Genomic DNA, 18608 nt, shown 5'->3' with positions numbered 1-18608 from the left:
TTAAAGATAACTTACGTTTTAAATATACTTAAAAAAACGACTTATATTAACATCAATATGGGGTTGATTTTGATTCACCAATAAATCTATCATCATTTTGCTATAGTATGGTATCAACGAAACACCTTTGGCTCCAAAACCATTGAAGATGTAAACGCAATCATGGTCAGGATGTTTACCTAACATCGGTCTCCTATCTTTTGTTGCAGGCCTTATTCCTGTTTTATGTACGACGAGCATTTTCTTTTGGATTTTCATCAGATTATCCAACCTATCATACAATTCATTTTTTGCCCTTTCTGTAGGTCCTTCATCCAAATCATGCCATGAATAAGTCGATCCTACTCTTACTAGGCCATTCTCTAAAGCAATCCGGAAAACACCCCTGTTTATGATCTCTTGAGGATGGAACTCTTGCTCTAAATCCAATATTTCTCCTTTGACTGGTGCAAATGGAAGGAAATTAAAGTAGACACTTTTCATTGCCCCCAAGCCATTACAATATACAATTCCTTTAGCTTCAATGTCTCTATAGATTACTTTCCCTCCACCAATGACAAGTTCATTTTCTTCAAATGACTCTGTCCTAAGTGCACCCTTATTTATCAGGAAATTTGAAGAAACATCCAGCAAAGTGTTTATATCCAAATAACCTGACCCTGCGAGCATTACTCCCCCGAATTCATTTACAACTTCATTGAAAAGACTTTTAGTATGTATTTTTTCCAAATAAGATTGAAACTTTATATCACTGCTGTTTCCCATCCATTCGTTTTGTTCCTCAATGGATAAAAAAGGACGGTAAATTGGCTTTTTGTACAAAAACTTACTCTTTAGCTCCTGCTCCAAGGATTCGTACAGCGGCTCAATCTCTGGAAACAGTAAGTCTGCGTTCCAAGTCTTTACCATCTTGCGACCTGTAAGTGGATTATAAAGCCCCGCTGCTACCCTACTACTATTGTTTGCCTCTGGTTGATCGATTACCAATACGGAATATCCAGATTTGATCAACCTGTATGACAAAACAGTGCCTGCCAATCCTTGTCCAATGAGTAAAAAATCTACTTCCATGCCCAAAAATAAATTCTTTATTCGTTATTTTGATGCTTTCTAGAAAATGTTTGCCAATATGCTACAATTAAAATCTTTTACTTTCAATCCTTTTATGGAAAACACCTACGTCCTATTCGACGAAACCAAAGAAGGTATAATCTTTGACCCTGGGTGTTACGAAAAAGAAGAAAGAGAAATTTTACATAATTTTATCCTATCTGAAGGCCTCACGATAAAATATTTAATCAATACTCATTGCCATATAGACCATGTTTTGGGAAATGCATTCGTCAAAAGACAATACAATGTCCCATTACTTATCCATCAAAACGAGGTTATTGTGTTGAAATCTGTCTCTGCTTATGCTTCCAATTATGGATTTCCAGGGTATGATGAGACTGAAGCAGATCAGTTTATTGATCAAAATGACCAAATCAAATTTGGCAACACCACATTGAAAATAAAATTTGTCCCTGGACATGCCCCAGGCCATTTGGTTTTTTATGATGAAAGCTCAAAAATATGCATTGCGGGAGATACGTTGTTTCTGGGTAGTATTGGGAGGACTGACCTTCCAGGAGGAGATCATCAGACTTTGTTGTCTGCGATTAAGTCCGAAATGTTTACCTTGCCAAATGACATGATAGTGTATCCAGGACATGGCCCTGAGACAACCATCGAATTTGAAAAAGAAAACAATCCATTTGTAGGAAAAAGAGCAAGATTTTGATGATCAAAAAACACATTCCCAATAGCATCACCAGCCTAAACCTGTTATCTGGGATGATAGGGATCTATTTTGTCCTGTCTGGAAAAATTGAATATGGAGCATATTTTATTTTCTTGGCGGCAATTTTTGATTTTTTTGATGGATTTGTAGCAAGAATTCTAAATGTTCACAGTGAAATCGGGAAGCAATTGGACTCTTTAGCTGATTTGGTAACTTTCGGGGTTTTGCCTTCATTCATACTCTTTCAGTGGACAAAAGAACTCACTGATCATGAGTACTTGCCATTTATCGCCTTGATTGTGGGGATATTTTCTGCACTAAGGCTTGCTAAGTTCAATGTGGACACTAGACAATCAGATCGTTTCATTGGGGTACCGACTCCAGCAAACGCTTTACTTGTGAGTACCCTTCCTTTCTTCGTCTCCAAGTTTCCATATGTAGGGAGCTACATAGAATCCCCTTTCGCTTTATTGGCTGTAGCGGTTGTCATGTCTTTTCTTTTGGTAGCAGAAATACCACTTATCGCTTTAAAATTCAAAAACTACAGTCCCAAAGACAATGTTTTCCGATACTTGATTTTGGTGATTGGGTTGGCTTGCATTATTACTTTTGGGCTTGCTGGAATTCCGATTTTAATTATTTCCTATATTGCGCTTTCGGTACTGGAAGGAGTGATCTATAAAAATGGAAACAGCTTATAAGATATCCATAAAAGCAATTTTGCTTTGCTCTTCATTTGTTTTATTCTTTGGGAATATTTCAGAAGCGCAATCTCAATATTTCAAATTCCCAATCACCGAATCTGGCGTTTATAAAATCTCACAAAGTCAACTGAATCAAATTGGAATTTCTGGATTGGAAAACATTTCAATCTTTGGAAATCCTGGAATTCTACCCCAAAAACTTGACAGCCTTGATTTGACACTAAGAGAGATCCCTACAAAGCTAATTGGCAATGAACTGTTTTTTTACCTTGAAGGTCCACATATTATCGAACCAAAAACGAATGACTGGAACTACCTGCATCATCATTACACTGATACAACGTTCTATCTGATAACCAACCAAGCACCTTCTATCAGAATCCAAGAAGTTCAGCAATCCCAAACCAACTTCAATGGTAATCTACATCAGATTCTCGTAAAGAAAGAAGAAAACCAAAACATCCTTTCATCAGGGAGAAATTGGTATGGAAACCCTTTCTACGGTGGCCAATCCTATAACCATTCATTTGCTATCCAAGCTGGAAATCTAGGTTTTGGAATCGTCAAAGCAAAAGTGATGGCCCAATCATTACAAGAAAATAAATTAAACTTGACGATAAATGGCCAGTCGATAGCGGATATTAGCATTCCTGCTATTCCAAATGCAACTTATGGAGTCAAAGGAAGGGAAGAAACGATAATCTCAAACTTTCCAATTCCTCCAAATCCCTCTGCGACAATGAGGTTAACACAGCAAACCGCTGACTTCAATGGCGCTGCTCATATAGATTATGTATCAATTGCAGTTCCATTTTCAAACAACAATCTTCCAAACGGACTCTTTTTCAATATTTCTTCGTCGCCAATAAGCATTGCTCCGATAGGAAACCAAGAAATGTTTAGCATAACAGACGGATATGGGATAAAACATATCATCAACAAAAGTGAAGTCCTACCAAATGAAAAATTAGCTGTATTCGATCCAAAGGCAATCAGAAATATCCCAACACCTATCACAGCAACCCTTCATCTAAGAGAAAAACAACTCACACAATCTCTCATTATCATATGCCCCGAATCACTTAAATCTCAAGCAGAAAGACTCGCAAACCATAAAAACTCTATTGGAATAAGCAGTAAAGTGGTGACATTGCCTGAAGTTTTTGATGCTTTTGGATATGGCACTTATGATATCACAGCCATCAGGAATTTTTTATCGTATCACTATTTAAATAACAGACAAATCAAAAACGTACTGTTTTTTGGAAAAGGCACAATTGACTATAAAAAAAAGATTGCCGGCGGAAGGCCAAACCTAATACCATCTTACAGCTCGAGAAGCAGTCTCAATCCACTTTCAACATATTCATCTGATGATTACTTTGGCTTTTTGGAAATAGGACAAGGAGAGTGGGAAGAGAACAATTCAGGCGATGAAACCCTCAAAATTGGTGTAGGAAGAATCCCTGCAATTAATATCCAAGAAGCACGGGAGGCTGTGGATAAAATTATAACTTATGAAACGAAAATTGACAATCAGGGAGACTGGAAACGAAAGATTGCATTGTTCGCAGATGATGGCGACAATAATATCCACTTGAATGATGCCGAAAGTCATGCAAGATATTTGACAGAAAACCATCCTGAATACATCGTCGACAAGCTATACTTGGATCGCTATGAGCAAGTCAGAAATGGCGGAAGACAATCCTCTCCCCAAGCCAAAGAAGCGTTACAAAAAACCATTGAAGATGGCGCCTTAATTTTAAACTATGTTGGCCATGGAAACGAAACAACACTAACTGCTGAACGAGTCTTTCAAACCTCTGATTTGAGAGATTGGGTAGACAACCCACTGCTTCCCTTGGTAGTAACTGCTACTTGTGAATTTGGGAGACATGACAGCCCATTTGTACGATCTGGAGCAGAAGAAATGCTTTTTGCCGAAAACAAAGGCGCTATTGCTTTACTCACTACAGGTCGACCAGTCTTTAGCAGCAGTAATTTCGCGTTGAACAAAGCATTTATTGAAGCTGTTTTTCAAAAAGAAAATGGAGAAAGCTTAGATCTTGGGGAAATTTTTAAAAGAACAAAAAACAATAGCTCGAATGGAGCATTCAACCGAAATTTTTCACTATTGGGAGATCCATCCTTAAAACTAGCTATGCCAGAACTTTCATCTGATGTGAAAGAAGTGATAGATATCGATCTGGAAATAGAAGTAGATACTCTTCGTGCATTGCAAAAAATCTTAGTAAAAGGCAAAATCAAAGACCCACTTACACAATCTTCCATATTGAATGCCAAAGGCACTTACAAATTGGTGTTGTTTGACAAGAAAGAAACAAGACAAACATTGGGGGATGAAAGTAGCCAAGTGAATTTTGAAGTTGAAGGAAATATACTGTTCCAAGGAATTGGAGACATCAATGACGGGGTTTTTGAAACTGAAATTTTCTTACCTCAAAACATCAGAATCGAATTTGGTGAAGGACTTATCCGTGTTTTTGCAGAGTTAGATAACAACCAAGAAGCCATGTCTGCCAAAAAAACAATAGTCGGTGGAGTCAATCAAGCAATACCTGATGACACAGAAGGCCCCTTGATAGAAATGCTTTTTGGAAATGAATATGGAGAGAATCTTACGGAATTTTCCGCCTATAACATTCGTCTTATGGCAAATCTTAGCGATGAAAGTGGAATCAATATTTCTTCAGCAAACATAGATCAAAGCATTGCCATGAGAATAAATGATGGCCAAACGATATACTTGAATGAATTTTACAACTCTATTGAAAACAGTTACAAGAAAGGAAGGATACTTATCCCTGTGGAAGGCTTGGAAGAAGGTATTAATACCATTTCTTTGGAAGCTTGGGACAATGTTGGGAACAGTTCGGTTGTAAAAAGAGATATAATGGTAGTAGGCAGCACTAAGGTACAAATCCTTAAAAGCACAATCTATCCCAACCCAAGTTCAGACTTTAGTAAATTTAAAATAGAGCACAATCGAGCAGGAGAAAACTTAATGCTTCATTTGCGTGTTTTCTCCATATCAGGACATGAAATATATAAAGCTAGCAAGCGTTATGTGAAAGCCGATTATATTTTGGATGACTTTGAGTGGATTTTTTTCCATTCTAAAACCAAATATCCAACAAAAGGAACTTATATTTACGAATTAGAGCTCGTATCAGAAATAGACAATACTTCAGATAAGAAGAGCGGCAAAATAATCATTAAATGAAAATATCTGTAAGCCATTCATTCAAGACACTTTTTCTTTCTCTCGTATGTCTATCTGCGTATGAAGTATCTGCACAAAACTCGACTATAATATCGGGGCAAGATCCTAATAGGCGGGTAATCAATACAGCCGTTCCTTTTTTGAATTTTGCACCAGATAGCAGACATTCAGCGATGGGAGATGTGGGAGTAGCCACTTCACCAGATGCCAATTCTGCACATTGGAATGCAGGAAAACTCGCATTTATCAAAGATGACATGGGTTTTTCCCTCTCATATTCGCCTTGGCTAGGGAGAATTGTCAATGATATGTCAGTAAGTTACTTGACAGGATTTAAAAAAATAGATGAGAATTCTGCTTTTGGTTTTGACCTTCGCTATTTTAATATGGGCGACATCCAACTGACAGATCAAAGAGGAAATGAATTGGGAGAGTTCACTCCAAGAGACATTGCTATTGGTGGTACATATTCAAGAAGATTATCTGAAAATCTAGGTTTGGGTATTTCTGCGAGGTTGATCCACTCAAACCTTTCAGGAAACATATCATCCGCAGGCGGTACTGAAAGTAGACCTGGTGTGTCAGTAGGCACAGACATTGGCCTGTATTACACAAAAGATGTACTGGTAGGCAGCAAAGAAGGTGTGTGGTCATGGGGGACATCTATAACCAACATAGGTCCAAAATTAACTTACAACAGTACAGAAGATTTGGATTATATTCCAACCAATTTCAGAATTGGAACAGCATACCAAATTAAAATGGATCAATTCAATTCCATTACTTTTGCCTTGGATTTCAATAAGCTAATGGTGCCAACACCTCCTATCTATAGCAGAGATGAAAATGGAAATTTAATCACTGATGCCAATGGTAACCTTGTCATAGAACCTGGGAATGGAAAAGACCCAAACAGGCCATTGATCGCTGGGATGTTCGGTTCCTTTACCGATGCTCCGGGTGGATTCAGTGAGGAAATTCAAGAGGTAATGATTTCATTTGGTGTTGAATATGTTTACAATGAAACACTCGCATTGAGGACAGGATATTTTCATGAAAACATCAATAAAGGGGGAAGAAGATACTTTACTATGGGTGTAGGTTTTAATTACAAATCCTTGGGATTTGATTTCTCTTACTTGGTTCCACAAGTTCAAAACCACCCATTGGCTGAGACTTTAAGACTTTCTCTCGCATACAATATTTCAAAATAATGGTTTTAGATAGAAGCAAAGCTCCGGAATTCCAAATTCCGGAAAATATAAAATTACAAAACCCAATCAAGCGGACTCTTCAAAACGGAGTCCACTTGTATTTTATACCCACACCTGATATCGACGCTATTAGACTGGAAATCAATACTGATACACAAAGGTCATTGAATATCATCGATAAAAAACTAACTTCATTTTTCACACTAAACATGATCATGGAGGGGACTAAAGAAAAATCCGCTCTTGAATTGGATGACTTTTTTGACCATTATGCAAGTGAAGTAGAGGTAAGCTCCGGTTTTGAAAACAATAGCATTTCCTTATTGACGACAAAGAAACATTTTTCCAATGTATTCCCCGTATTCAGATCATTGCTGACAGAAGCTATTTTTCCTGAAAAAGAACTCGCAAAAAGAAAATCACAAAAAGCATTAAGTATTAGCCTTCAAAGGGAACAAAATGGAGCTCGGGCCAGTCAACTATTCAGAAAGCAACTCTTTGGAGAGAATCATCCTTACGGATTGATTTCAGATGAAAGTGATGTCGAAATCATTACTCGAGAAGACTTGCAAGAATATTACAAGAATTCACTTTGGTTCAACCCTGAGATTTTTCTTACTGGAAATGTAGAAGAAAAAGAATTGGATATGATTGCTGAACTTCTGGGATCTATTGAAGTCAGTTTTACAGAAAGGGAATATCCTTTGTTTTCAAATATCACAAAAGAAAAACTATATGAAGTCAAAGAAAAATCCCTCCAATCTACAATTAGGATAGGCTGTCACCTGATTCCAAAAAACCACCCAGATTACCATGCGCTGTCCGTTTTCAATACAATTCTTGGAGGATATTTTGGATCAAGGCTTATCAAAAATATCAGAGAGGAAAAAGGTCACACTTATGGCATATACAGCAGCATAGGAAGCTTGAAAAATGCAGATTATTGGGTAGTGATGGCTGATGTCCAAAAACAGTATCTCGACGAAGTCATCTCTGAAATCTATAAGGAAATAGACATACTAAAAACAGATCTAGTCGGATCTGATGAACTGGAAACGGTAAGAAACTATATGATTGGTAATTTCTTGTCAAATTTCAGTTCTGCTTTTGACTTAATTGGAAGGTTTAAGAGTATTCATCAAGCAGGGATGAATCAAGACTTCTATTATGAAAAACTAGATTTTATAAGAAATTTCACTGCAAAGGACATCCTTGAAGTCGGGCAAAAATACTTCCACAAAAGTGACATGGTGGAAGTCATGGTTGGATAAATAACATTTATTTAGCTTTTCTAAAGTTTAGAACTTTAGAAAAGCTAAACACTAAATAGGGCTTTATTTTTTCAACGTTACGTAGAGACGAGAAAGATCAATCTTAACCATTGACCATTTTCTAAAAAATTCATACTCCATACCTTTTGCATTGAGGGACTTGGCTAATTCTAAGAACCCTACTGCCACATCAAAGTTTGCAGACCAAAGCGCATGCTTAGTTTCAAACATTACCCTTTTGAGCAATGCTTGATCTTCTTCCCAATTTTTATTCATGGATTTGATTTTATTGCAAACCTTCAAAGTTGAAGGGAGCATAACTGAAGCTTTTGGAAGGTATTGATTTTTGGAAAAGGATTTGGGATGAATTCTTTTTTTTATCCCCACATGATCTGAAAAGACTGCCCTGTATTCTCTGGAAAGCCTGACCATAACATCAAAGTCCTCATAAGACAATTTCTCATCATAGCCACCTATGGCTTTTAATTTCGCTGCATCAAACACCAATGTGGCTGACAAAATAGGATTCCCTGCAACGATCTGTGTATAGAGATTTTCTTCTAGGATACGATGGATAAGCTTCCCTTCATGAGTTCTTTTATAAAAAGTTTTTGATTCTTTGCCTACTTCAAAAAGCATTGCATCACAAAAGCAAAATGCCGCAGAAGAGTTTTTTTGAAGCTTAGCGATACAAATCATAATATGTTCAGGACATATCAGATCATCTCCTGAAAGATCGATGACAAACTTTCCTTTACTAATTTCCAGTCCTATATTGAAATTTTCACAATAGGAAATGGTAGCGTCATGGAAAAATGTCTGAATATTCAATTTGTCGTTTTTCGCAACCCATGATTTGACCAAAGAAGGAGATTGATCTTTACTTCCATTCTCAAGAATTATCAATTCAAAATTACCATATTCTTGATTTGCTACACTTTCAAGACATTCCAGAACATAATCTTCCTGATTGAAAACAGTGCAAATAACGGAAACCAAATCAGATTGATCCATTTCAAAAGTTCTTATTCCAAGTACACTTGTTGACCCAAGAGTCAGCATATTTTTCCTTAAAAAACATCAATTTATGGTTTGGAGATCCATCTAAATCAGAAGAACCCAAGTCCAAAAACGATACCTTTTGTTCCATCGCCAGTTTTAATAGATACACCATCAGCAACTCTCCTGTATGTTTAGATTGGTTTTTTGGATCGATCGCAGAATAAAAATAGTAAAGACTATCTGATGTTAGTTTTACAGCAACCGCATGGGCTACAGGTTTAGATTCCTGCAAAATCGAAACCACAAAATATCTTTCTGGATGACTAGAAACTTGATGAATCAGTCTTTTTTCGTCAATACTTGACGAGTGCCCTTTTTGAATTTTCCATAGTGACATTTGCTCTAAAAAATTAAAACTTTGAATATTTCCTACAACAGCATTGAAATTGAGCTTTTTAGTTTTTTCGATCAGCTTTGGGAAAAGTTGTTGAAAAGCATGTTTGATTTTCTTTTTTCCAGAAAGGATTTGATGATTCAACAGTTTTTCCAATTTGAATCCTTGACAAAAAAGCAGGTAGCCTATCAAGTCAGACTTTGATCCATAAACATTAGGAGCTTGCGTTATTTTTAAAGAGACTACATTCATTTCAATCATGCATTCAGACAAAAATCCTATCATTTGTCCGATGACTTCTGAGGAAATTGAATCATGAATCCAAAAACCTCCAAATGGACTCTTTGGGATTGACATTGCGTGTCGATCTTCATTTACAAAAACAAAAAACTCTCCCCTGACCAGTTCTTTTTTCTTCAATATTAAATGAAAATATGCGCCACTTTCCTCAGGTCTGAATGCTTGCAAAAAGTAATCTGAAGACAATTCATCAACTGGCTTGAGTTCCAAATTGTAGCTTTCATTAATATTCTTTTTAATATTCATCGAATTCATTTTTATCTCTAATGTAATCACTTTCCAAAAACTCCTGGTCAGACAAAACCAATAAAACCGTATCCTTATCAAATGTTACTTCAGACCAAAACATTGCAGGCAAAATCAAAGCCTTGTTCGGTTGATCGAGAATAAATTCATGTTTACTTCCTGACGTGCCTTCCAGACTAACCTTAACAGACCCTTTCAACGCTACCAATACTTGCGTTTCCTTTTTATGCGCATGGACTCCTCTTTTTCCACCCTGTGGCACTTCAGTAATCCAAAAAGACCTTTTGATCGAAAAAGGCAAAGCTTCAGAATACTCGAAGAAGTGAAGACTACCTGATTCATTGACTATACCTTCCAGTAAGATAATTTTGGGACTTGAGAAGTTGTTCATATTAATTCAAAAATAAGTATTATTTGACTTTGTCAATTAGAATCAGTTGAAAAACAACACATCAATTTTAATATTTTTCAATTTGTCTAAAATCCCTAGATTTGTAAAAATGCATAACTCAATAAAGTATGAACTACATAGTATCCTTTCAGGAAAGAGCAAAGTTAGGTTTCGAGCAACTATCCAAACAATCTCCTGTCACCTTGGAAAAGGCGAGATTACAAGCCCAAAAACTGAGCACTCAAAGCAAATCCGTATTCAAGAAGAAAAAAAACTAAAAGCATATATTCTTGCAACTGACCTATGGATCGAACAAATAGAGTTTTCCAAAATTATTAGTAGTGGAGCTGAGCAAAGAGTTTATTTAAGTGATTCAAAAACTGTAATAAAATTAAATGATGCAATTAATTACAGTTCTTGGAAAGATTATTTCCAAAATTTACTATTACATAATTATTTTTTTTCCTGACACAGCATACAAGTTACTAGGGTTCTTTCAAGAAGAGAACAGTCTTTTTGCTGTAGTTGAACAAGCTTATGTTACTATTGATATGAATACTGATTTAGAAAAAGTTAAAGCATTCATGGAATCTAATGGTTTCATAAATACCCGCAACCATGATTACTTCAATCCAACTCTAGGAATCATTTTGGAAAATTTACATGATGAAAATGTTTTAACTAGAAATAAAATCCATTACATTATAGTTACTGTTTTCTACTTAACAGAAGACTTCTGGGCTAAAGACCCAAATCAACCAAATTATTGAATCATAAAATTATCTTCAATTAATTTTTATGAACGACACTTACCTAACTATATCAAATGTTTCAGAAGGACTTTATAAGGAAAAAGGCAGTAAATTTTTGGCTTTTGCATATCCTGTATCGGATGAAAATGAAGTCAAAGAGATTCTAGACAGCCTTAGAAAGCAATATTATGACGCAAGGCATCATTGCTATGCCTACATTTTAGGTAAAAATCAAGATCAATATAGAGCAAATGATGATGGCGAACCAAACCACTCAGCTGGAGATCCTATATTAGGGCAAATCAGGTCAAAAAACCTTTCCAACACACTAATTGTAGTTATTCGTTATTTTGGTGGAACAAAACTGGGCGTTGGCGGTCTTATCACAGCTTACAAAACAGCTGCTCTTGAAGCCTTGGAAAACAACGAGATTATGGAGGCAATAGTCAAAAAAAATGTAATCTTGAAATTTGACTATTTAGCAATGAATGATGTAATGCGTATGGTAAAAGATTTGGATTTGGAAATCCTCTCACAGGATTTTGACAACACTTGTAAAATCACACTTAGGGTCAGAGAGGGTATTTTTGACATATTCGAAACTAAAATCAAGGATATGGATCTTGTAAAAATCCTTAATATCTGAAGAGATCATCTAAGTAACCTTGTGCATAAAGTTTTTTGTAAATTTCAAGACAAACCCAAGCATCTGTAGCCGCATAAAGCATTTGTTTTTCTGAGAGCGTAACAGCTTCCCAATTGGATACCTGTTCAGATTTAGATATCCTGATCTCCATCACCATAGCAGCAAGATTGCGGACGCCTATATTCAAAAACCCTACTTTTTTCAATTCTTGATTGAGATCAAAAAAGCTTGCAGGCACAAAATCTTGAGCATATTTACGAAGACCTCTTAAATCATCTAAAACAGCTGCCCCAATCTTTACAATTTGTCTATCCTCCAAAATCTCACGAATACCTTCTGGCAATCCCAATTCATTCAACCTTATGAGATAGGCAACTTCAGGTGTAGAGAGCTGCAGCAATGACACCTGATTGAAAACCCCTTTTTTGAACGCCGGCTTTGTCTCAGTATCAAAACCAATCAAAGAATGTGAGGACAGCTCGTCTACAGCTTCCTGCACTTGATCCATGGAGTTGATCAGAATGATTTCTCCTTCAAATTGTCCCAACGGAAGCTCGTTTACCTGCTCTTTTGTAATACTTTTTGGAATCATACTAAAAACTCCTTTCTGATTTCAATCATTTCCTCTTCTGAATAATAATTAATCCCAAGTTTAAAATAACCATACATTATCGTCATAAATGGACTTATGATATTGAAAAAACAATACGGTGCATAAGTCAAAGTGGCCACTCCCAATACAGAGGCTTGGGTAGCTCCGCAAGTGTTCCACGGGATAAGAACAGATGTGACAGTAGCACTATCTTCCAAAGTTCTACTTAAATTCTCAGGTCTCAAACCTCTTTTTCTATAAATATCTGCGTACATTCTACCTGGCACAAGGATAGCTAGGTATTGGTCAGAGGTAGTCAAGTTGAAAAAGACACAAGTAGCGGCCGTAGAAGCTACCAAAGAGCCAACAGAATGCACTTTTCTGATTACCGCTTCGGCCAAAACTGCCAGCATTTTACTCTCTTCCATGATTCCTCCAAAAATCATCGCACAAATAATCAACCAAATGGTATTGAGCATACCAGACATCCCTCCTGTTACGAGCAATTCATTTACAATATCATTAGAAGTAGAGACACTCACTTGTCCATAGAGAGACATCATTACCGCTTTGAAAGCATTATAAGCATAACCCTGACCTGCTTCGTTGGCTATAGAATAGATGATTTGTGGTTGAAAAATAATCGCAAAAACACCTCCTAACAGTGCGCCTGCAAGAAGTGCAGGGACTGCGGGTACTTTTTTGACAATCAGTCCAATCACCACCAATGGTACTATAAATAGCCATCCACTAATATTAAATTTCTCAAGAATTACACTTGATATTCCTTTGACTTGCTCAACGGAACCTTCAGCGCCACTCGTAAATCCAATTATTCCGAAAATCACCAAAGTTATCAAAATCGATGGAATGGTAGTTTTGGTCATATGCTTGATATGTGTAAACAAATCCGTCCCTGCCATTGCCGGTGCAAGGTTGGTAGTGTCGGAAAGTGGTGACATTTTGTCTCCAAAATACGCCCCAGAAAGAATCGCACCTGCTATAATCCCCTCTCCAAAACCAAGAGCCTTACCTATTCCCAACAAAGCAACTCCAACCGTAGCTACTGTGGTCCAACTAGAACCTGTCGAGATTGAAACTACTGCACTCACAATACAAGCTGCTATCAAAAATATCGTAGGGTTTAACACTTGCAGACCATAATATATCATTGCTGGAACAATTCCACTAATCATCCAAGTACCTGCCAATGAACCAATCAGCAACAAAATCAAAATACTGGACATCGCAGAACTGATACTTTTCACTATGCCATCTTGGAGCGTCTCCCACCTAATATTCAGTCTAAACACTGCAATCAACGCTGCTAAGGCAGAAGAAATTACCAAGACCATCTGATTGGAGCCACTGAGACCATCTGTCCCAAAAATCCAAATATTGATCACAAGTAGAACTATTAAAAATAGTATTGGAAACATCGCTTCCAATAGTGAAGGGTCTTTACGAATCTTAACCATTTATCATATTTTGGATTTTTCTAAAGCATGAAATTAATAAAATTTCGGAACTTTCCACTTCTTAATAATAGCTTACCAACTCCTCTGCTGTCTGCCAACCAATTGCGACACCCATTCCACCCAATCTCACTGCAAGGCCGACATCGTCATTCAGCATGGTAATTATAGGTGTTTTGGTTGATCCAAAAGCCATGATACCTGACCACTCCAAATCAATCTCAACAGCCTGTTTAGGCATGACCACATTTTTCATCAAATCGATTAGATAGGCTCTAATCTTTTGATTGATTGCAAATTGATCTGTTTCTTCTACTGCAAAATCCAAATTTCTACCTCCACCTATCAGCAACCTATTTCCTTCTAATGATCTGAAATAAACATATCCTTCATCATAATGAAATGCCCCCTGCCAATCAATATTTTCCTTCAGAGGCTTTGTCACTAAAATCAATCCTCTTCCAGGTTTGATATCAATGTCAGGAATAATTTTTTTCGTAAATGCGTTGGTACAAATAGCAATTTGTTTTGCCTGAAAGGGAATTCCTTTTGACTCCAAACCATTTTTCACATAAACTACCTTTTGGCTTTCATCTAAAGAATCTACATGCGTACCAGTTAGAATTTTCACATCCAAGGATTGGCATTTCGACCACAGACATTGTATGTACAATCCAGTATCCAGTTCGCCTTCAAATTTATTTCTAATGATATACTTAACATTTGCGCCGAACTGGAATGACTGGATATCATCTACAATCTCAAAAACATCGTCATCGAAGATGGGAAAAAGCAATTCATTGATTCGGAGAATTTCTGACAAGACATTCTCTTGGCTTTTGGTGATCAATTCCAAGCCTCCATTGGATATGTAGCCTATTGCTTCATCCCCAAAAAACTTCCTAATTGCCAAAAGACCTTTGTACCTTTTTTCCACCAATTCAAAAACTTCTTTATCAGACATGGATTTCAAGTCATCTAAAATCTCTGTCAGGCTTCCAAAACAAGCAAAACCAGCATTTTTTGTACTTGCGCCAGTAGGAAAAACCCCTCTCTCTAAGACAAGAACCGACTTTTTCGGAAATCTAATTTTATAATGAATAGCGGTAGATAGCCCAACGATACCTGCACCGATGATTATCATGTCGTAATTCAGAAAATGTTTTTTCTCCCAAAAACTGAGCATTATTTTATACGATTTAGTGAAAACTCAAGACTATTTATTAAATTAATCAGGATATTCCAAAAACATCCATCTAAAGCTATTTCTACATGCGGAAAATTGACGAGTTATTGTACGAATATGGGTTGAGCCACCAAAATGAAACCAACAAAACCATCCATTGGATTTGTGTGCCTGCTATATTTTTCAGTATTGTAGGATTGATTTTCAGCATTCCTTCAGAGACTTTGGTGGTCTATTTGCCATTTCTTCAGAATTTCGCTAATTGGGCTACCATTGTATTGGCAATTGTGCTGGTTTATTACCTGACTATTTCACCTCCATTGACTTTGGGCATGTTCTTTTTTTCTGCATTATGCTTGGCAGTTGCCAATCTTATTGATTTGATTTCACCAGTTCCTTTGTGGGCGTTATCCCTTGGATTATTTGTCATTTCGTGGATATGCCAGTTTTATGGACATAAGATCGAAGGCAAAAAACCATCATTTTTGAAAGACATACAATTTCTTTTAATTGGTCCAGCCTGGTTGATGCATTTTATCTACAAAAGAATGGGGTTTGCTTATTGATTGATCGCTTGTTGATTGATCGCTTCTTGTCTGGCGAGGTCAGATCATTAGAGAAAACGTTGTTTTCAAAAGATATGATCAAAAAAACATTAATTGTCTATAAAAAAACAAGTCCAATTTTACCCTTCCCATAAAGGGCTTATTGATGGCAGTAGAATTTATTTAAGTTGATGTATCATGAAAAATTCATTCAATAAAATTCTTATCTGCCTGAATTCCAATACAAAATAATTCGAAACAACTAAATCAAAACGTATTTTCAGAAGAAACCTTAGATTTTTGGGTTAGAGATTGTTAATTTATTTTTAACTTCGAATTGAATTTTAATTAAACTCTTTTTTATGCATAAAGTAATATTGGCTAGTGCTGAAATGCCGATGCTGTCCGACATTGTAGTTATTTTTGGTCTAGCTACTTTGGTTATTCTTCTATTTATGAGGTTGAAAATCCCAACTATCATTGGGTTTCTTTTCACAGGCGCTATTGCCGGCCCTTATGGCCTCTCATTAGTAAATGCCTCCACAGCAGTAGAAGTTCTTTCAGAAGTTGGGGTAATTCTATTGCTCTTCGTGATTGGGATGGAATTCTCTCTAAAAAGTCTATTATCGATCAAGAAAGCAGTATTTATTGGAGGCTCTCTTCAAGTAGGTTTGACAATTGGAGCGACTACATTACTGACTTATAGTTTTGGCTTTGACTGGAATGTTGCTGTGTTCTTTGGATTCTTATTTGCATTGAGTAGTACAGCGATTGTATTGAAACTCCTACAAGAGTATGGTCAAGTCAATACCATTCCTGGACGAACTACTTTGGCTATATTGATATTTCAAGATGTGGTGATCGTACCATTGATGCTTTTCACCCCAATGTTGGCAGGAGAATCCGACAACGTCTTACTTTCATTGCTTTACTTAGCACTCAAAGGAGCATTGGTGATATTGCTTACGATTATCAGTGCAAAATATATTATCCCACAACTTCTCTTCAGAGTCACCAAGACGAGGAATGAAGAACTGTTCTTGCTTAGTATTATCTTGACTTGCTTTGCTGTCGCATATGTAACGTCACTACTCGGATTGTCTTTGGGTCTTGGGGCATTTTTGGCAGGTTTGATCATAAGTGAATCAGATTATAGTCACCATGCTACCGGAAAAATCCTCCCATTTAGAGAGATATTTTTGAGTTTCTTCTTTGTGTCTGTCGGGATGTTATTTGACATTACTTTCTTGTATGAACATATATTCATCATTCTTGGACTTACTGCTTTGACTTTCCTTATTAAGTTTTTGGTAGTAGCCTTTTCTGTAAGGGCGATTGGACAAGGGTTCAAAGAAGCCTTTATGGTAGGATTTTCAATCTTTCAAGTTGGTGAATTTTCTTTGCTTTTGGCCAAAGAAGGATTAAAGTACAACCTTTTAGATCCAGATACTTACCAATATTTCCTAGCTATCTCTATTTTAACAATGACAATCACTCCATTTATCTTAAAGAAAAGAGAGGATCTTGCTTGTGGCGTTTTGAACCTTCCTCTTCCAAATAAATTAAGTAAGCGTCTTGCAAATGAAACTACTCCAGATATTGTACTGGACACCAAAGAACTAAAAGATCACTTAGTTATCATTGGATATGGACTGAATGGCCGGAATCTTTCTAAAGCAGCTAAATCTGCGAATATCCCCTATTCAATCATTGAAACAAATCCCGAAACAGTCAAAACTGAATCGCAAAAAGGTGAACCAATTATGTATGGAGATGCTGCCAATGATGCTGTTTTGGAACATGTAAACATCCACAAAGCAAGAGTAGCAGTCATTGCAATTTCCAACCCAGAAGCAACTAAGCGCATTATAGCTTCTATCAGACACATAACGCAAAATCCCTATATCATCGTAAGGACACGTTACCTCGGAGAAATGGAAGAGAACCTAAAACTTGGAGCAAATGAAGTGATCCCTGAAGAGTTTGAGACTTCTATTGAGATTTTCACCAGAGTTCTCAACAAATATCTTGTATCCAAACATGATATCGATGATTTCACAGTAGAAATCCGATCGCATAATTATGAAATGTTTAGGAATCTTTCGACAGAGGCGAACTCTAAGTTCAAGGTAGAGTTGCCTGACATTAATTTTGTGAGTTTGAAGGTAGAAAAAGACTCTGGTGACTTTATCAATATTCCATTGAAAGATGCTCAAATTAGGGATAAGTTTGGGATAAATATTGTTGCAATCAAACGAAAAAGTAAAACGATCGCTGAAATCACAGCAAATGAAAAACTCAAATTAGGAGATACTGTTTACGCTGTGGGTAAGCCTGAAGCTTTGGAAAGATTTTCAGAAGAGCTAGAAATCGATTAAAAAAACTGAATATCAGCTTACTTACAGCTAAACAAACAATATCTTGATGGAATCGCGATTTGGAGTTAATATTGACTACACCGCGCCTGTCCCATGGTAGATTGCTAAAGCAGTTGATAAATATTCTCAAAAAATAAAGACCCTTTTCCAACATGCACCATAGCTTTTAATCATCTAAAAATTGACTTAAAGACCTTTCAGGAGCAGCACAAAGGATTCCCTACTTAAAAGTAGTAAGAATGCTAATCCTGAAAGGTTTTAACTTAGGCAATCAACCAAATTTGGTTTAAACAAGAATTCCTGTTGCTTTAGAACGAGGATCTTATTATTGCGCACTTTTCAGACAACATCTCTATTTTGGACACTTGACTTCGACACTGTAACACCCAAATTTAAAAAACACAAAGCATTATTTGTCTGCCTCTTACGACAAACCGAGACTAAGATCTGTAGAAGCCAAAAAAAATCCACCTCTCTCAAGG

At 36.6% G+C, this 18608-nt stretch carries 18 protein-coding genes; 11 read left to right on the top strand and 7 right to left on the bottom strand.

The genetic code is table 11. From position 1 onward, the window contains the following. Window positions 1-18: 18 nt before the first annotated feature. Window positions 19-1071, bottom strand: coding sequence for an NAD(P)/FAD-dependent oxidoreductase (locus MM236_RS13835; protein ID WP_241275583.1), 1053 nt, complete (start codon window positions 1069-1071; stop codon window positions 19-21). 58 nt (window positions 1072-1129) lie between these two features. Between MM236_RS13835 and MM236_RS13830 the strand changes: the two genes are divergently transcribed. The 5 genes from MM236_RS13830 to MM236_RS13810 are packed head-to-tail and all read left to right on the top strand — an operon-like array spanning window position 1130 to window position 8219. After that, complete coding sequence (locus MM236_RS13830; RefSeq protein ID WP_241275582.1) at window positions 1130-1783, top strand: MBL fold metallo-hydrolase; 654 nt, start codon at window positions 1130-1132, stop codon at window positions 1781-1783. After that, window positions 1780-2484 carry a CDP-diacylglycerol--serine O-phosphatidyltransferase gene (gene pssA / locus MM236_RS13825; RefSeq protein WP_241275581.1) on the top strand — a complete coding sequence of 235 codons (705 nt, stop codon included), beginning with the start codon at window positions 1780-1782 and terminating at the stop codon, window positions 2482-2484. Before MM236_RS13830 ends, pssA begins: the two co-directional genes overlap by 4 nt. After that, window positions 2468-5734 carry a type IX secretion system sortase PorU gene (gene porU, locus MM236_RS13820; protein ID WP_241275580.1) on the top strand — a complete coding sequence of 1089 codons (3267 nt, stop codon included), beginning with the start codon at window positions 2468-2470 and terminating at the stop codon, window positions 5732-5734. Before pssA ends, porU begins: the two co-directional genes overlap by 17 nt. After that, on the top strand, window positions 5731-6948 hold the full coding sequence (porV, locus tag MM236_RS13815; protein ID WP_241275579.1) for a type IX secretion system outer membrane channel protein PorV: 1218 nt from the start codon (window positions 5731-5733) through the stop codon (window positions 6946-6948). The genes porU and porV overlap by 4 nt, the downstream gene beginning before the upstream one ends. Continuing rightward, window positions 6948-8219: a M16 family metallopeptidase gene (locus MM236_RS13810; protein ID WP_241275578.1), complete on the top strand. Its 1272-nt coding sequence runs from the start codon at window positions 6948-6950 to the stop codon at window positions 8217-8219. Before porV ends, MM236_RS13810 begins: the two co-directional genes overlap by 1 nt. A gap of 63 nt (window positions 8220-8282) precedes the next feature. On the opposite strand, the gene MM236_RS13805 is transcribed toward MM236_RS13810, so the two are convergent. From MM236_RS13805 to MM236_RS13795, 3 genes are read right to left on the bottom strand one after another with little or no spacing between them, the layout of a single operon-like run. Beyond that, a complete protein-coding gene (locus MM236_RS13805) occupies window positions 8283-9233 on the bottom strand; it encodes a glycosyltransferase family 2 protein (RefSeq protein ID WP_241275577.1) in 951 nt (316 codons plus the stop codon). A gap of 1 nt (window position 9234) precedes the next feature. Continuing rightward, the gene (locus MM236_RS13800; RefSeq protein WP_241275576.1) at window positions 9235-10161 is read right to left on the bottom strand and encodes a hypothetical protein; all 927 of its coding nucleotides are present in this window, start codon (window positions 10159-10161) and stop codon (window positions 9235-9237) included. Continuing rightward, entirely contained in the window at window positions 10151-10552 is a 402-nt protein-coding gene (locus tag MM236_RS13795; protein WP_241275575.1) for a sugar 3,4-ketoisomerase, read from the bottom strand. Before MM236_RS13795 ends, MM236_RS13800 begins: the two co-directional genes overlap by 11 nt. Window positions 10553-10680: 128 nt before the next feature. On the opposite strand from MM236_RS13795, the gene MM236_RS13790 reads away from it, so the two are divergent. The 4 genes from MM236_RS13790 to MM236_RS13780 are packed head-to-tail and all read left to right on the top strand — an operon-like array spanning window position 10681 to window position 11950. Beyond that, complete coding sequence (locus MM236_RS13790; protein ID WP_241275574.1) at window positions 10681-10830, top strand: hypothetical protein; 150 nt, start codon at window positions 10681-10683, stop codon at window positions 10828-10830. Next, window positions 10770-11021, top strand: a complete 252-nt coding sequence (locus MM236_RS19800; RefSeq protein WP_369415211.1) for a putative polyvalent protein kinase domain-containing protein — start codon at window positions 10770-10772, stop codon at window positions 11019-11021. The genes MM236_RS13790 and MM236_RS19800 overlap by 61 nt, the downstream gene beginning before the upstream one ends. Then, a complete protein-coding gene (locus MM236_RS13785) occupies window positions 10948-11322 on the top strand; it encodes a putative polyvalent protein kinase domain-containing protein (protein ID WP_241275573.1) in 375 nt (124 codons plus the stop codon). The genes MM236_RS19800 and MM236_RS13785 overlap by 74 nt, the downstream gene beginning before the upstream one ends. A 28-nt stretch (window positions 11323-11350) precedes the next feature. Next, on the top strand, window positions 11351-11950 hold the full coding sequence (locus MM236_RS13780) for an IMPACT family protein (RefSeq protein ID WP_241275572.1): 600 nt from the start codon (window positions 11351-11353) through the stop codon (window positions 11948-11950). Here MM236_RS13780 and MM236_RS13775 read toward each other — a convergent pair. From MM236_RS13775 to MM236_RS13765, 3 genes are all read right to left on the bottom strand, one after another. Further along, the gene (locus MM236_RS13775; protein WP_241275571.1) at window positions 11940-12542 is read right to left on the bottom strand and encodes a 3'-5' exonuclease; all 603 of its coding nucleotides are present in this window, start codon (window positions 12540-12542) and stop codon (window positions 11940-11942) included. The genes MM236_RS13780 and MM236_RS13775 overlap by 11 nt on opposite strands. After that, entirely contained in the window at window positions 12539-14020 is a 1482-nt protein-coding gene (gene nhaC, locus MM236_RS13770) for a Na+/H+ antiporter NhaC (RefSeq protein ID WP_241275570.1), read from the bottom strand. The genes MM236_RS13775 and nhaC overlap by 4 nt, the downstream gene beginning before the upstream one ends. Before the next feature lie 61 nt (window positions 14021-14081). Continuing rightward, entirely contained in the window at window positions 14082-15203 is a 1122-nt protein-coding gene (locus MM236_RS13765) for an NAD(P)/FAD-dependent oxidoreductase (protein ID WP_241275569.1), read from the bottom strand. An 86-nt stretch (window positions 15204-15289) separates the two neighbouring features. Here MM236_RS13765 and MM236_RS13760 point away from each other — a divergent pair, with 86 nt between their 5' ends. Both MM236_RS13760 and MM236_RS13755 read left to right on the top strand, forming a co-directional pair. Further along, entirely contained in the window at window positions 15290-15769 is a 480-nt protein-coding gene (locus tag MM236_RS13760) for an Mpo1 family 2-hydroxy fatty acid dioxygenase (protein ID WP_241275568.1), read from the top strand. A 341-nt stretch (window positions 15770-16110) separates the two neighbouring features. Beyond that, window positions 16111-18126, top strand: a complete 2016-nt coding sequence (locus MM236_RS13755) for a monovalent cation:proton antiporter family protein (protein WP_241275567.1) — start codon at window positions 16111-16113, stop codon at window positions 18124-18126. Window positions 18127-18608 lie beyond the last annotated feature (482 nt).

The sequence above is a fragment of the Belliella calami genome, assembly GCF_022549695.1.
Lineage (GTDB): Bacteria > Bacteroidota > Bacteroidia > Cytophagales > Cyclobacteriaceae > Belliella > Belliella calami.
Note: the sequence above shows the minus strand (reverse complement) of the source record. Positions and strands in the feature narration are given on the sequence as shown.